This is a genomic window from Abyssicoccus albus, assembly GCF_003815035.1.
Taxonomy (GTDB): Bacteria; Bacillota; Bacilli; order Staphylococcales; family Abyssicoccaceae; genus Abyssicoccus; species Abyssicoccus albus.
In genome coordinates, this window is record NZ_RKRK01000003.1 from 378,369 (window position 1) to 393,032 (window position 14,664).

The following is a 14,664-nucleotide window of genomic DNA, read 5'->3' on the forward strand; positions in this document are numbered from 1 at the left end:
GTGTTTGATGATGAACGTACAATATGAGAAGACGAAGTTTGATGCGTTTCAAACGATTGAGGTTGATGTTAAAGTGCCAATTAATAAAGTGTTTAATCTGATTTCGACGACAGAAGGGATTCAACAATGGTTTCCACAGTTGTCATTTGAAGAGGCAGATGGTGAGTTATATGTAAACTTTGGTATGGATGATGGGACGAATGAACAGAGTATTGTCATTCAACATGAGGCGCCTACTCACATTACTTTTACATGGGCGATTGGTGAGGTTGAATTTAAGTTGACTGACCAGGAAGATATAACACACCTTTATTTCCATGAACGTATGCCATTCGAGTTTGATCATGTCGCTGAAGATTTCACGGGGTGGCAATTACAAATTGAAAACTTGAAGTCTGTTGCAGAAACAGGTGAGCAGAAAGCGATGGAGCAAAGTACCTTTGATCGAATCTATCAAGATGTAAAGAAAAATTTATTTTAAACGAAGAACGGAGTCACTATTTAGGGACTCCGTTTTTTTCTGTTAAGACACCGTCGATCATTTCAAACACACGATCACAGTATTGTGTCAGTCTTTCATCATGTGTGACGACGATACATGTTTTATTGAGTGCTTTTGTTTGTTCGCTTAAAATATCCATCACTTGCATTGCATTATCAGTATCGAGCGAAGCGGTTGGTTCGTCAGCTAAAATAATACTTGGATTAGTGTATAATGCTTTCGCGATGGCAACGCGTTGACGTTGACCACCTGATAACTCACTAGGCAATTGACGTAAATGTTTTGATAAACCGAGTTGATTAATGAGTGTATCATATTGGTCTTCGTTCATAACGTTCTTCTTAGCGTTCTTAAGTAATTTAAATTGCTGTTCAACGGTTAAAAAAGGAACAAGATTACTTGTTTGAAGGATGAATCCAATCTCATTTAACCGTAATTTTGATAATTGTTTTTGATTTAATTGAGTGATGCTTTGTCCGTTAATCTCAATTTGTCCTTCTGTGGCACTTTGTAACGCACCTGCCATCGTTAAAAATGTACTTTTACCAGAACCAGATGGTCCGATAATCGCAATGAGTTCACCTCGATCGAAATGGAGTGTTAAATCTTTTACCGCTTCGATGGTTTCATTACCATCTTTAAATGTTTTTGTGACATTTTTGAATGTGAGCATATTGAATCTCCTTAACCTATAGCTTTCAGTGGATCTACTTTACGAATAGATAACACCGAGAATATTCCACCTAATAATGATACGGTGATGAGTATGATTGCAAAGAGTAGCAAAGTGAATGGGTTGAACGCGATCGGAACCTCTTCTGGTAAAAACAACCCTGTAATGATGGTTAATAATAGTCCAATCACGGTACCGATAAGAGATAGAATGAGTGTTTGACTAAACACCATTTTTGCTAAATAGCCATTCGTAAACCCTTGTGCTTTCAGTACGCCAAACAGTGATGTTTTCTGTAACGTGATGACGTATAAAAATATCCCGATCACCGCTGCAGAAATAATGAATAAAAAGGTAATCATAAAGTTCAACGTTAAGTTTTGTGCTGTATATCCTGGTAATTGCTCGATAAATGTATTAATCGGTACAACTTCTAACGAATCATCTAGATCGGATTTTTTAAATTTTTCATCTTTAACGATTGCTGCGTTAATTTCATCTGATTTGTATTGGGGGTTAATATCTGACAAAAGTTCCATATTTCCAAACATGACACCACTTGCATTGTATTTAGCACTTTCAGTAATTGTTGTAATCATTACTTCGACATCAGATTGAGCGAATTCAATTGTATCATCGATATTGAATCCTTTGTCATGAAGTGTTTGATCAATTGCGACTTCATTCGTTTGACTAGGTGATGTCCCATCGACAATTTTTGGCACGATGAATGAGTTTTCTTCTAACCCATAGATGAGTGCATTCTCTTCTATATCACCATTTGAAGCAATCACCCCAGTTTGCCTTACCTTTGCGACCTCCTTGAACTGATCGTTAACAAGCTGCTGGTCAAATTTTGATTGAGAGAGTGTCGTGTTTGCATTTTTGTTCAGTACAACACTTGTCGCATTCCATTTGTTGATGCCTTCAGTGTTCATATTGATTAACCCATTGGCTAGCCCTGATAATAAGAAGAGTAAATAACTGATCATAATGAGAATGCTAATAATGAGACTGAACTTTAATTTGTTTCGTTTAATTTCGTTCCATGCTAAGAACATCTATGTGACTCCTATCTTATTTTATTCTGTTATGCAATCTTTAAATCATAAGGAGGGTGAATAAATTTAATATAGGTGAAAAATAATAAAGCAATCAGGATAACACCTAAAAAACTATATAGAATAGACCAATTTAATAATTGGGCTCCGATTATATAAATATATTCTAATGCAAAAAATAAAAATAAATAATTCATATTTGATTCTACAATTTTCACATCATATGAATTATTAGCTATTATTGAAACGGGTTTAGTTCCCCATTGTTTAATTGTGATCTTACTTTGATCTTTAATGTCTACATTAACCGTTTCACCCATTTTAATTTTCGATTCAAATACATCATTGACGTATAAATCTATCGGAGAAAGATTATCAAATGAGTCGGCCCGTTTAATTTTAACCACAGACTAATCACTCCATGTTAAATATTTACTTATATTATAACAAAGAGGGTCTTAATTAATCATTATCAACCGTTTTATCATATTCAACGGCTGCATCAATGAAGGCTTCTAATATTTTTTTGGCACTATCATCTAGTGTATATGCATCTTCAGGGTGGAATTGTAATGCCAAGATAAAGTGGTCTTCGTCTTTACTTTCAATTGCTTCAATAACACCATCTGGCGCAGTCGCTGCAATTCTAAATTCATCTGCGATATCTTTATTTGCTTGGTGGTGGTGACTGTTTACTCTAATTTTGTCTTGTTGAATAATTCCATAGAGTTTACTCTTTTGATTAATCTCGATCGTATGTTGTAAAAAGTCGCGCCCTGATTGTTGTTTATGTTGAATTAGTTCTCCTTCTTTTTGCGACGGTAAATCTTGGTACATCGTGCCGCCGTTTAAACTATTTAATAATTGATTACCACGACAGACACCAAGGATAGGAATTTTCTTTTTGATCGCATGTTTGATCACTTGAATCTCATATTCATCACGACCATGTTCAACTTTCCCTAACTTTTCGTGAGGTTCTTCGTCGTATGTTGCTGGATTAATATCGCTCCCACCAGTTAAATAAAGCCCATCAATTCGATGCACTTGTTCTTCAATGACATCTAATTCATCAGTTTTTGCAAGGAGCAAAGGCACACCTCCCAAGTCTGAAATAGCATTTACATAAGATTGGTTCAACTGCAACTTATCTCCTGTAGACTCTGTTGTAATACCGATTACGGGTTTCATAGTCATAACTCCTTTTAAATGTTTTGTTAATATATACCCAAATAATACATTTAGTAACTTTGATGTGATATATTTATTGATGAAAATGAAACGTTAGGAGCTTTTATTATGTATCTAGATTTACATACACATTTTTTAATTTCTAGAGAAAGTGAGTTTCACCCACAATATATTTTAGAGTTTACTCAAGAAGCTCACGATTTAGGTGTGGATATGATTGTGTTGACTGAACATTTTAATGCAACGTATATTCGGGATTTGTATAATCATCTAGAAACAAATTTTGAATATAAGGATGGTTTCTATCATATTTGTAATATACGTGTTGTATTAGGTCTAGAGATTGATGTTAAAAATCATGGTCATATTTTAACGTTCGGTGGCCGAGATGAAATTTATGAGTTGATGGACTTTTTGACTCCGTATGAGAAAGCTCCTTATTTGATTAAATTGAATGCATTAATTGATAAATTAAATGCAATGTCACTGCCTAAAATAGGAGCACATCCATTCCGACCGAGTATGCCCCTCTACAAGCATCAAGATGATTTGCTTGAGCAATTAGATGCTGTAGAGATCAATGCGGCAGATATTTATCAGTTAAAAGAGAAACAGACGGATAAAGTGAAAGGTCTTGTTGACTCTTTAAATATTGGAATGGTTGGGAGTAGCGATGCCCATCATCCAATTCAATTAACGACTGTTTTGAATAAGTGTGATGATGTTGATGACGTGGAAGAATTAAAATCAACTATCCGTCATGATGATGTAGATGTATTGTGTAGTGATGAACTTCATTTAAGAGTGAAGGCAGCAGAAAAAATAGGAAAATTAATGAATAAATTATATAGTTCACGTTGACACAATGGCTATAAATGATATATAATAATTTTCAGTTGCAAAAATTATATATTATGATGGAGGAATACCCAAGTCCGGCTGAAGGGATCGGTCTTGAAAACCGACAGGGGCTTAACGGCTCGCGGGGGTTCGAATCCCTCTTCCTCCGTATTGAACACAAACCTTTTTAGGTTTGTGTTTTTTGTTATTTAAAAATAAATTTTTAATAAATTTGAGTAGTTTTTACGCTATAGATAATATTTTGTTCAGATTATCCTCTATTTTAATCAAAACTGCTTTTTGCTTATATTTTATAATCCTTATATGATGTGTGTATCAACGGTGGAGGATATCGAATGAGAGAAGCATCATTATTGTTACAACAGTTATACGCACTTCAAGGTAGGGCACTTTTGCCAACACAATTACAGAGTGAATTTGGACGGCTACGCTTTGGATTTCAAGGAGAACTAATAGTCGATGAATGGGTCGATAGTGTGGATTGTTTGAAGGCAGAGGATTTATATATTCAATGTAAAAGTGAAATGGTTCAACTAGATAAAGTCATTTTTATAGGGAATCATGTCATAGTAATTGATGCAAAAAATTTCTCGGGAAATTATTATGTAGACGGCTCTTTATTGGTTGGACCAAGAAGTACAATTGAAAATCCAATTCGCTCAAGATACCGAACTGAAAAGATATTAAAATCGATACTACCGAAGGTTAATGTCGTTGTGGCAATTGCATTTGTAAATAAAAAGTTTAACTTAAATGATCCTATCGAGTCTGAATATGTTTATTTTCATCATGAAAGGATGAAGCTGATTAAGGATTTGACGCGAATTGATAGGGATATGCAGCTTGAAGAAAGAAACTATAATCAGTTGTTATCATACGTTGTCAGCGGAGATAGATTTCAATCTTTATATGACGCCAGATACTTTGATGTAAACAAAGGGTTAATGTGTGATTGTCGAGCATTTGTACCAATTGAGATTAAAGAGAGACAAAAGTATGTTCAATGTTTTGGATGTGGTAAACGCCATATTTTAAGAGAGCTTGTGAAAAGAAATATTGATGAATGGATGTCTATTTATTCACGACCAATATCTTTTAGGGAAGCGGTTGATTGGTGTGAACCTGCAAAGAAATCTACTGTACATCGAGTTTTAAATGAAAATTACAATAAGACTGGTTCTAGAAGAAAACATATGTATGAGTGTAAAGATTTTTCTAAATTAAAATATATAAAGACGAAAATTAATTAAAACTGAGGAATAAAGAGGGTTTATATTCCACAGAAAAGAGAAAGATGTAAGAGGTCCGTCAAACTGAGGAATAAAGAAGGGTTATATTCCACAGAAAAGAGAAGGAAACAAGAGGTCCGTCAAACTGAGGAATAAAGAGGGTTTATATTCCGCAGAAAAGAGAAAGAAGTAAGAGATCCATCAAACTGAGGAATAAAGAGGGTTTATATTTCGCAGAAAAGAGAAGGAAACAAGAGATCCGTCAAACTGAGGAATAAAGAGGGTTTATATTCCGCAGAAAAGAGTTAGAAAAAAACAACCAACAAGAATGTAACCTTGTTGGTTGTTTCAGTTAAAGAATAATATTACTTAATTAAATCAAATAGAATGTTAGCATTGTCAGTGTTATCAACTAATCCAGCCCATTTAGTGCTACCTGGTCCAAATGCATATGTGTTTATATCGTCACCAACGTGACCTGATGTAGACCATCCAGCAAATGTTACTTCATTTACAGCGTTGTTTAATACTTCAACAGCTGTTTCTTCATCTTGCTTTTTGATTGCTTTCTTAAATGCTTTAACTTCTTCATCTAATAAATCAAAGCTAATGTTGTTATTTACAACGTCCATTGGAGCATCAGATTCTAATGCTTCTTTGACGATTGCTTGAACGTTCTTTTTCATTCCTTTGATTGGAGCAGTGTCGAATTTATATTCTCCGAATCCACCAACACTTAATCCACCAGTACCGTGGTCTGCAAAGAATAATACTAAAGTATCGCAATCTTCTTTCGCAAAATCAATTGCTGCTTGAACTGCTTCAGCGTATGCTACAGTATCTGTTACACCCCAAGTAATATCGTTTGCGTGACCAGCCCAGTCGATTTGAGAACCTTCAACCATTAAGAAGAATCCATCTTCATCAGTTGATAATTTATTGATTGCTGTTTCTGTCATTGTTTTGATATGTGGTTCACTTTCTGGACGATCTAATTCAGGCGCTAATGCTTCTTCAGCGAAAAGACCTAAAACTTGTTCGTTATCTGTTGATGCTAATTCTTGCGCAGTTTTAACGTAGTCATATCCAGCTTTTGTGAATTCTTCCGTGATGTTACGTCCATCTTGTTCGAAGAATCCTTGTCCACCACCTAAGATTACATCTGTAATTGGCTCACCATTTACTTGATTATCAAAGTATTGCTCAGCAACTTCTTCTTCTTGCTTACGTGATTCAACGTGTGCAATGAATGATGCAGGTGTAGCATGAGTTACTGATGAAGTTGATACAATACCAACTGATTTACCTTGTTCTTTTGCATGCTCACCTAAGTTTCTTACGTCGTTCATGTTAGGGTCTTTACCTAATGTTCCATTTGTTGTTTTGACACCTGTTGCGATTGCTGTACCAGCAGCTGCAGAATCTGTTACTTGATCTCCTTTATCTGCTGAATGTGTTGTTTGTTGCCCAACTAAATATTTGTCGAATACTGTTGGTTCACTATTTAACACGTCACCATCGTTCATGTAATGACGATATGCTGTAGTGTAAGCTGTGTTCATACCATCACCGATTAACATAATTACGTTTTTCGGTGTACCATCTACATCACAGCTTTGACTATCATCGCTATGTATTTTGTCTACGTTTCCACCTGACGCTCCGGCATTTGATACGTTTGGTGCAACTAAAGAAAGCGTTAATACTAAAGTTAATATTGACATTATAATGAATTTAAAATTTTTCATTATTATTCCTCCTCTATTTATAAATTATAGAAAAAGTTTATGAATTTTTAATTAATGAAATGTAAATTATATATAAAGTTAAAAAATATATATGAAAACGCTTTACTAATCTGTATATACATATTATACTATCAGTATAAAATTGTAGAGGAGAGTTAATATGGCAGTAAATAAAGAGGATGTTAAAAAAATTATTGAAGCCATTGGTGGTAAAGATAATGTCAGTGCGGCTACACACTGTGTTACGAGATTAAGATTAGCATTAAAAGATGATTCAAAAGTTGATAAAGAAACGTTAGATCAAATTGATTTAGTGAAGGGTTCGTTTAAAAACAATAATCAATTTCAAATCGTCATTGGACAAGGTACAGTGGATGAAGCGTATAAAATCTTTTCAAATGAAGTAGGTATTGAGCATGGTTCTAAAGAAGATGTAAAACAAGCAGCTACAGAAAAGATGAATCCATTACAACGTTTCATTAAAATGCTAGGTGATGTCTTCATTCCATTACTTCCAGCAATAGTCACAGCGGGTCTATTACTCGGTTTAAGTAACTTGCTACTTGAATCAGGGGCAATATTTAAAAATCAGGCAGTTGTTGATGCTTACCCTCAATTTAAAGGCATTGCAGAAATTATTAAATTGATTGCAGTGACACCGTTCCACTTCTTACCAGCTTTAATTGGTTGGTCGGCGATGCGTGTGTTTGGAGGTAGTCCGATTCTCGGGTTAGTATTAGGGCTTATTCTAGTTAACCCAGCGCTTGCTTCGCAATATGGACTTGCGGATGCACAAACTGGAGAAATGAATGAAATTCCAACGTGGGATGTGTTCGGACTTGAAGTGCAACAATTAAACTATGCAGCACAAGTGTTACCGATCCTTATTGCAACGTACTGTTTATCCGTTGTAGAACGTTTCTTAAACAAATATGTACATGATTCTATTAAAATGTTAGTTGTTGGACCTGTTGCATTATTACTCGTTGGTTTCCTGTCATTTGTAGTGATTGGACCTGTTGCATTCTGGTTAGGTGAGCAAATTACGAACTTCATCCAAATGATTTTTGAAAATGCTGGATGGCTAGGTGGATTAATCTACGGTTTGGTTTATGCACCACTTGTTATTACAGGTTTGCATCATATGTTCTTGGCGGTTGATTTCCAACTGATGAGTTCTAACTTAGGTGGAACATATTTATGGCCAATCCTTGCGATTTCAAATATTGCTCAAGGTGCTGCAGCATTTGGTGCTTGGTTTATGTATAAACGTAAAAAAATGGTGAAAGAAGAAGGGCTCGCATTGACAAGTGGTATTTCAGGAATGCTTGGAGTGACAGAGCCGGCAATGTTCGGTGTAAATATCCCACTTAAATATCCATTTATTTCAGCAGTCATTACAACGGGTCTTGTCGGAATATTATTCGGTTCTCAGCAAGTGTTAGGTAAAGTCGGTGTGGGTGGCGTGCCAGGTATTATGAGTATTAACTCTGGATTTAGAATAACTTTCTTAATCGGAATGATTATCGCGATTATATTGCCTTTCGTATTAACGGTTATATTTTCATTGTTCGCAGAAAAAAAAGGTGACAAAGTCGTTAAGCCAATTGATAAAGCATAAAGAGATAGGAGCTTATATATGAGTTTAATGGATTGGAAAAAAAGCGTTGTGTACCAGATTTATCCAGCGTCTTTCAATGATACGACTGGGAATGGAAAAGGTGATTTAAGAGGTATTATTGAAAAATTAGACTACTTGGACTTTTTAGGTGTGGACTACTTATGGTTAACACCGATTTATGAATCACCATTTAATGATAATGGGTATGATATTTCCAACTATTATAAAGTAAATGAAGACTTTGGCACTAAAGATGATTTTATAGATTTGCTTGAACAAGCACACGATCGAAATATTAAAATCATGATGGATATTGTCATTAATCATACATCAACAGAACATCCTTGGTTTTTAGAAAGCAAAAAATCTCGTGATAATAAATATAGAGATTATTATATATGGAGAGACGGACAAGATGGGCCGCCAACAAATTGGGAATCAAAATTTGGTGGGAATGCGTGGGCGTATGACCAAGAGACAGATCAATATTATTTACATTTATTTGATATTACTCAAGCTGATTTAAACTGGGAAAATGAAGAAATGAAACAAGATATCTATGAGATGATTAATTATTGGCTTGAATTAGGTGTAGATGGATTTAGATTTGATGTGATTAACTTAATATCGAAGGATCAATATATAGATTCACCAGCTATTGGTAAAGAGCTTTATACGGATGGTCCGAATGTTCATCAATATTTGAAAGAACTTAGAGCGAATACTTTCCAAGATAAAGATGTTATGACTGTGGGTGAAATGTCTAGTACGACGATAGAAGAGTGTATTAAATATACAAAACCATCACGTAAAGAATTGAATTCAGTATTTAATTTCCATCATTTAAAAGTTGATTATCCAAACGGTGAGAAGTGGGCGATAATGCCTTATGATTTTATCGAGTTAAAGCGTATACTCATGGATTGGCAAGTCGGTATCGACCAAGGTAATGGTTGGAATGCAATATTTTGGTGTAACCATGACCAACCGAGGGTTGTTTCACGATTTGGTAATGATTCAACAGAGCCATTAAGACAAAAGAGTGCGAAAATGCTTGCAATCACTTTGCATTGCTTAAAAGGAACACCTTATATTTATCAAGGTGAAGAGATCGGTATGACAAATCCTAATTTCAATTCGATTGATCAATACAGAGACGTCGAAAGTTTGAATGCTTATGATATAATGTTAAAAGAAGGAAAATCAAACACTGAAGCACTCAATATATTGAAAGAAAAATCTCGTGATAATTCAAGAACACCGATGCAATGGTCAACTAATAGACACGCTGGGTTCACGAGTGGAACACCTTGGATTGATGTTGCAGAAAATTACAAAACAATTAATGTTGCAGAAGCAATGAAGGACGAACAATCTGTTTTATACACATACAAATCATTGATTAAATTAAGACATGAGCATGATATATTGACTTGTGGCTCGATAGAACCATTAATGATGAACAATGAATCCATTTTTGCGTATAAGAGAACTTATCAAGATAAAGAATTATTTTGTGTAGCGAATTTCAGTAAAGAGGCTGTGAAAAGTCCTTATGAAATAAACGACAACAACATTTTAATTAAAAACGATGAAGTTATTGATGATATATTAGAACCATATACAGCAATCGTTTGGGTGAATGAAATTAAAGGATGATGAACTATGAATCGGAACAAATATTTAACGATTTATCAAACCATTACTCGAGAAATTTTGGAAGGTAAGTACCCTTATCAATCGATTCTTCCTTCTGAGAATAAGCTCGTTGAGATGTATGATGTATCGAGAGAAACCGTTCGTAAAGCGTTAAGCTTATTACAAAGTAACGGTTACATTCAAAAATTAAAAGGGAAAGGTTCGGTCGTAATCTTTAACGAAGCAAACCACTTCCCAGTATCTCAGCTAATTTCATTTAAAGAAATTCAAGAATCTTTGAATTTACATTATGAAACAATTGTAGAGCGGTTTGAAGTGGTCAGTGCAAAAGACTTCCCTCATGTTCAACAAGCGCTCAAATTAGGAGATTATGAGAAGTTATGGAAAGTTGTGAGATGTAGAGTTGAGAATGGTAAAACTGCAATCGTTGATATTGATTATTTCATTCAATCGTTGATGCCTGCGTTAAGTGAAGAGGTTGCACAGCAATCAATTTATGAGTATATCGAAGATCGTTTAGGTTTAACAATTAGTTTTTCAAATAAAGCAATCACATTTGAGCCGTTTGATGATGATGATTTTGACTATTTTGGTGAGACGAATCCACCATACGCAGCGGTTGTTCGCTCAGTTGTTCATCTGGATGACACGAGGCCATTCCAATATAACGTATCTAAACATAGAGCGAATGAATTTAAATTTGTTGATTTCTCGAGAAGAATTTCTGCTCAAGATGAGTAAAGCTTGAGTTTTATCTTTAAGTTATGGTAGAATATATCTTACCGTGCTAAGTGGGGAGTTAGCGGTGCCTTGTACTTGCAATCCGCTCAGCAAGACTGAATTCCACTTGTGAGGGCAATGTAGTGAAGTCTGCCTTGACCGCACAATGTTGACGTTCCGGTCCTACGCAATAGAGCCTTATGAACCATGTCAGGTCCTGACGGAAGCAGCATTAAGTAAGTCACTTTATGTGCCGTAGGGTCGCCGGGATTGAGTTGTTGCATAGAGTAACGTTTGTTGCACTTCGCTCGATCAAGTGGTGCACGGTAATACATAAGTAAAGAACCTATATGAATGAACTCATTCATATAGGTTCTTTCTATATAATATATATCATACAAATAATTTTAAGGTATCTTTGTTATAATAAATATATAACTGATGACGATGGAGTGACTGATATGAGTTATAAAGCTTTGTATAGAACGTATCGACCGCAAACGTTTGATGATGTGGTTGGCCAACAACATGTAAAAAAAACGATTAAAAACGCAGTGATGGCAAAACGCCATGCGCATGCATATTTATTTTCGGGTCCAAGAGGTACTGGTAAAACAAGTATCGCGAAAATATTTGCTAAAGCAATAAACTGTGCACATTCAAGTGATGGTGAGCCGTGTAATGATTGCAATACATGTATATCAATCACTAATAATGATCATCAAGATGTGTTGGAGATTGACGCTGCAAGTAATAATGGTGTTGACGAAATTAGAAGCATTCGCGATAAGGTGAAGTATGCACCCGTTGAATGTAAATATAAAGTGTACATTATAGATGAAGTACACATGTTGACAACATCAGCTTTTAACGCGTTGCTTAAGACTTTAGAAGAACCACCAAGTCATGCGGTTTTTATTCTTGCAACGACAGAACCACACAAAATCCCTAAAACGATTATTTCAAGATGCCAAAGATTTGACTTTAAAGCGATTAGTGAAGCGGATATGATAGATCGAATGGAGTTCATTGCAAAAGAGATTGGAATTCAGTATCAAATGGAAGCATTAGAATATATTGCAAACATTGCAGAAGGCGGTATGAGAGACTCCCTTGGTATTTTGGACCAAGCGATTTCTTTTAGTGAAGATAAAATATCAATCGAATCTGTAATTGATATTGTTGGTGGTATACAAAGGAAACAACTTGAAGCCTTGTTTAATTTTATTCAGAGCAATGAGCCGAAGCAAGCAATAGAACTATATCATCAACTATTAAAAGAAGGGAAAGAGAGCACGCGATTAGTTCACGAGATGTTATTTTATTTAAGGGATGCCCTTGTATTTGATACGCATGACTTCCATCATATTGAGCATGAAATGATTTTTGATATGATCAATGCGATTGATCGATCGATGCAATCGATGAGACATTCGGTGAATACTTCTGTTCATGTAGAAGTACTGATTATCAAACTTGTAAATCTAATGAGTGAACCAAAGAAAACAAAGTCTACCTCCATTGAAAATAATAGTTCACCGGACCGTCATGATGAAGAGTTGAAACGGTTATATAAAGAGCTTGAGACAATGAAGATTTCGATAGAAAGGATTACATCTAATCCATCTCCGAAGCCAAACCTCCAATCAAAATCGAAGAATAATAATATTAAAAAGCCATATTCTCAAGAAAAATTATTCGAAATATTAAAAGAAGCTCAAAAAGAGCAACTGAACCGACTAACAGCGGAATGGCCTCATATAATAGAAACATTCCATTCAAAATCAGAAAGTGGATTAGCAACTTTGTTGCACAAATCATCACCAGTAGCTGCAAGCCCTACAAAAGTAGTGATAAAGTTTGAGCAAGATATCCATTGTGAGATTGTAAATAAAGATGACCAAAAGAGGAGATTTATCGAACAGCATATCTCTGAAGTACTTGGTCGTGAAGTCGTGATGATTGGTGTTCCCGATTCTGAATGGCTTAACGCAAGACAAAGATATATTGATATTTATATTAAAAATAATAATGATCATTCTACAGATGAAAAAAAAACTGAAAAATCACCCCATGAAGAGATTATTAATATAGTGGGTGAAGACAATGTTAAGTTTGTTGACTAATGACATGCTTTTTAATACATTATAAAGTAGAGAATCATAAAGGAGAGATTTAAATGCGTGGAAATAACAATATGCAACAAATGATGAAGCAAATGCAGAAAATGCAAAAGAAAATGACTGAAGAGCAAGAGAAATTAAAAGAAGAACGTGTAGAAGGAACTGCTGGTGGTGGCATGGTCACTGTAACAGTATCTGGTCATAAAGAAGTGCTTGATGTTGTCGTGAAAGAAGATGTAGTAGACCCAGATGACGTTGATATGCTACAAGATTTAATTGTTGCTGCAACAAATGATGCATTAACAAAAGCAGATGAATTAACATCAGAACGGTTAGGTAAGCATACTAAAGGTATGAATATTCCTGGAATGATGTAATATGCATTACCCCGCATCGATTTCAAAATTGATTGATAGCTTTATGAAATTACCAGGGATAGGACAGAAGACTGCTGCAAGATTAGCTTTTTTCGTTATCGATATGAAAGAAGAAGATGTAATTCAATTTTCTAGAAGTCTAGTAGAAGTAAAAAGAGAACTTACATTTTGCTCATCATGTGGTCATATTACTGATGTCGATCCTTGCTATATATGTGAAGATAAAAATAGAGATCGCTCGACGATTTGTGTAGTTCAAGACGTAAAAGATGTCATTGCTATGGAAAGAATGCAAGAATACAAGGGGTTGTATCATGTTCTACATGGAGCCCTAAGTCCGATGGATGGAATAGGTCCAGAAGAATTAAATGTACAGTCATTGATAGAAAGACTACGAGATGATGAAGTCGAAGAAGTTATTCTTGCGACCAACCCTAATATTGAAGGTGAATCGACTGCTATATATATATCTAAATTGATTAAGCCAATTGGTATAAAGACTACAAGGCTTGCTCACGGGCTCCCTGTTGGTGGCGATTTAGAGTATGCAGATGAAGTCACATTGTCTAAAGCGATTATGGGTCGTAGCGAAATATAGAATGTGTTGAGATGTTTTTTTAAAAACATCTCAATTTTTTTATGAAAAAGTATTGCATCATATTTGAATTTCATGTATAGTATTATCTTGTCAGCAAGAAAACGACTAATGCGAAATTGGTAGCGAATCATTAATTAATAAAAAAACTTGAACAAAAGTATTGACTTGAAAAATGATTCCTGTATAATTGATTCTTGTGAGACAAAATAGAACATTGAAAACTAAATCAAGAAAGTCAACGTTAATTCCGATAGAAGAGTCATTCCCTAAAGGGATGAAGAGAAGCAAGGCAAACTTTTAA

General features: G+C 34.9%; 14 protein-coding genes, 1 tRNA gene and 1 other RNA gene. 11 read left to right on the top strand and 5 right to left on the bottom strand.

Features of this window, described 5'->3' with window-relative positions; all coding sequences use genetic code 11:
• Window positions 1–10 precede the first annotated feature (10 nt).
• Window positions 11–481, top strand: coding sequence for an SRPBCC domain-containing protein (locus EDD62_RS07075; protein WP_170152796.1), 471 nt, complete (start codon window positions 11–13; stop codon window positions 479–481).
• A gap of 16 nt (window positions 482–497) precedes the next feature.
• Here EDD62_RS07075 and EDD62_RS07080 read toward each other — a convergent pair whose 3' ends face one another.
• Genes EDD62_RS07080 through EDD62_RS07095 form a run of 4 tightly spaced genes read right to left on the bottom strand, consistent with a single transcriptional unit; the run spans window position 498 to window position 3,427 of the window.
• The gene (locus tag EDD62_RS07080; protein WP_123808080.1) at window positions 498–1,175 is read right to left on the bottom strand and encodes an ABC transporter ATP-binding protein; all 678 of its coding nucleotides are present in this window, start codon (window positions 1,173–1,175) and stop codon (window positions 498–500) included.
• A gap of 11 nt (window positions 1,176–1,186) precedes the next feature.
• Window positions 1,187–2,236, bottom strand: a complete 1,050-nt coding sequence (locus EDD62_RS07085; RefSeq protein ID WP_123808081.1) for an ABC transporter permease — start codon at window positions 2,234–2,236, stop codon at window positions 1,187–1,189.
• Window positions 2,237–2,265: 29 nt separating this feature from the next.
• Window positions 2,266–2,643, bottom strand: a complete 378-nt coding sequence (locus EDD62_RS07090) for a hypothetical protein (protein ID WP_123808082.1) — start codon at window positions 2,641–2,643, stop codon at window positions 2,266–2,268.
• A gap of 55 nt (window positions 2,644–2,698) precedes the next feature.
• Window positions 2,699–3,427: a gamma-glutamyl-gamma-aminobutyrate hydrolase family protein gene (locus tag EDD62_RS07095; RefSeq protein ID WP_170152797.1), complete on the bottom strand. Its 729-nt coding sequence runs from the start codon at window positions 3,425–3,427 to the stop codon at window positions 2,699–2,701.
• Between the two features lie 108 nt (window positions 3,428–3,535).
• Here EDD62_RS07095 and EDD62_RS07100 point away from each other — a divergent pair, with 108 nt between their 5' ends.
• The 3 genes from EDD62_RS07100 (at window position 3,536) to EDD62_RS07110 (ending at window position 5,538) form a co-directional block, all read left to right on the top strand.
• Window positions 3,536–4,288, top strand: coding sequence for a PHP domain-containing protein (locus EDD62_RS07100; protein WP_123808084.1), 753 nt, complete (start codon window positions 3,536–3,538; stop codon window positions 4,286–4,288).
• Between the two features lie 58 nt (window positions 4,289–4,346).
• A tRNA-Ser gene (locus EDD62_RS07105) sits at window positions 4,347–4,436 on the top strand.
• Window positions 4,437–4,623: 187 nt separating this feature from the next.
• Entirely contained in the window at window positions 4,624–5,538 is a 915-nt protein-coding gene (locus tag EDD62_RS07110; RefSeq protein WP_123808085.1) for a nuclease-related domain-containing protein, read from the top strand.
• Window positions 5,539–5,882: 344 nt separating this feature from the next.
• Here the strand turns inward: EDD62_RS07110 and EDD62_RS07115 are convergent, their stop codons facing one another.
• Window positions 5,883–7,265 (bottom strand): alkaline phosphatase, encoded by a 1,383-nt coding sequence (locus EDD62_RS07115; protein ID WP_123808086.1) that lies wholly within the window; start codon window positions 7,263–7,265, stop codon window positions 5,883–5,885.
• A gap of 160 nt (window positions 7,266–7,425) precedes the next feature.
• Between EDD62_RS07115 and treP the strand changes: the two genes are divergently transcribed.
• The 7 genes from treP (at window position 7,426) to recR (ending at window position 14,363) form a co-directional block, all read left to right on the top strand.
• Window positions 7,426–8,886, top strand: a complete 1,461-nt coding sequence (treP, locus tag EDD62_RS07120) for a PTS system trehalose-specific EIIBC component (RefSeq protein WP_123808087.1) — start codon at window positions 7,426–7,428, stop codon at window positions 8,884–8,886.
• An 18-nt stretch (window positions 8,887–8,904) separates the two neighbouring features.
• Window positions 8,905–10,545, top strand: coding sequence for an alpha,alpha-phosphotrehalase (gene treC / locus EDD62_RS07125; RefSeq protein ID WP_123808088.1), 1,641 nt, complete (start codon window positions 8,905–8,907; stop codon window positions 10,543–10,545).
• 6 nt (window positions 10,546–10,551) lie between these two features.
• The gene (gene treR, locus EDD62_RS07130; protein ID WP_123808089.1) at window positions 10,552–11,286 is read left to right on the top strand and encodes a trehalose operon repressor; all 735 of its coding nucleotides are present in this window, start codon (window positions 10,552–10,554) and stop codon (window positions 11,284–11,286) included.
• Between the two features lie 41 nt (window positions 11,287–11,327).
• Window positions 11,328–11,592: signal recognition particle sRNA large type (gene ffs, locus EDD62_RS07135), an RNA gene on the top strand.
• 134 nt (window positions 11,593–11,726) lie between these two features.
• The gene (dnaX, locus tag EDD62_RS07140) at window positions 11,727–13,391 is read left to right on the top strand and encodes a DNA polymerase III subunit gamma/tau (RefSeq protein ID WP_170152798.1); all 1,665 of its coding nucleotides are present in this window, start codon (window positions 11,727–11,729) and stop codon (window positions 13,389–13,391) included.
• Window positions 13,392–13,444: 53 nt separating this feature from the next.
• Window positions 13,445–13,765, top strand: a complete 321-nt coding sequence (locus EDD62_RS07145) for a YbaB/EbfC family nucleoid-associated protein (protein ID WP_077141033.1) — start codon at window positions 13,445–13,447, stop codon at window positions 13,763–13,765.
• 1 nt (window position 13,766) lies between these two features.
• Window positions 13,767–14,363 carry a recombination mediator RecR gene (gene recR, locus EDD62_RS07150; protein ID WP_077141032.1) on the top strand — a complete coding sequence of 199 codons (597 nt, stop codon included), beginning with the start codon at window positions 13,767–13,769 and terminating at the stop codon, window positions 14,361–14,363.
• Window positions 14,364–14,664: the final 301 nt, after the last annotated feature.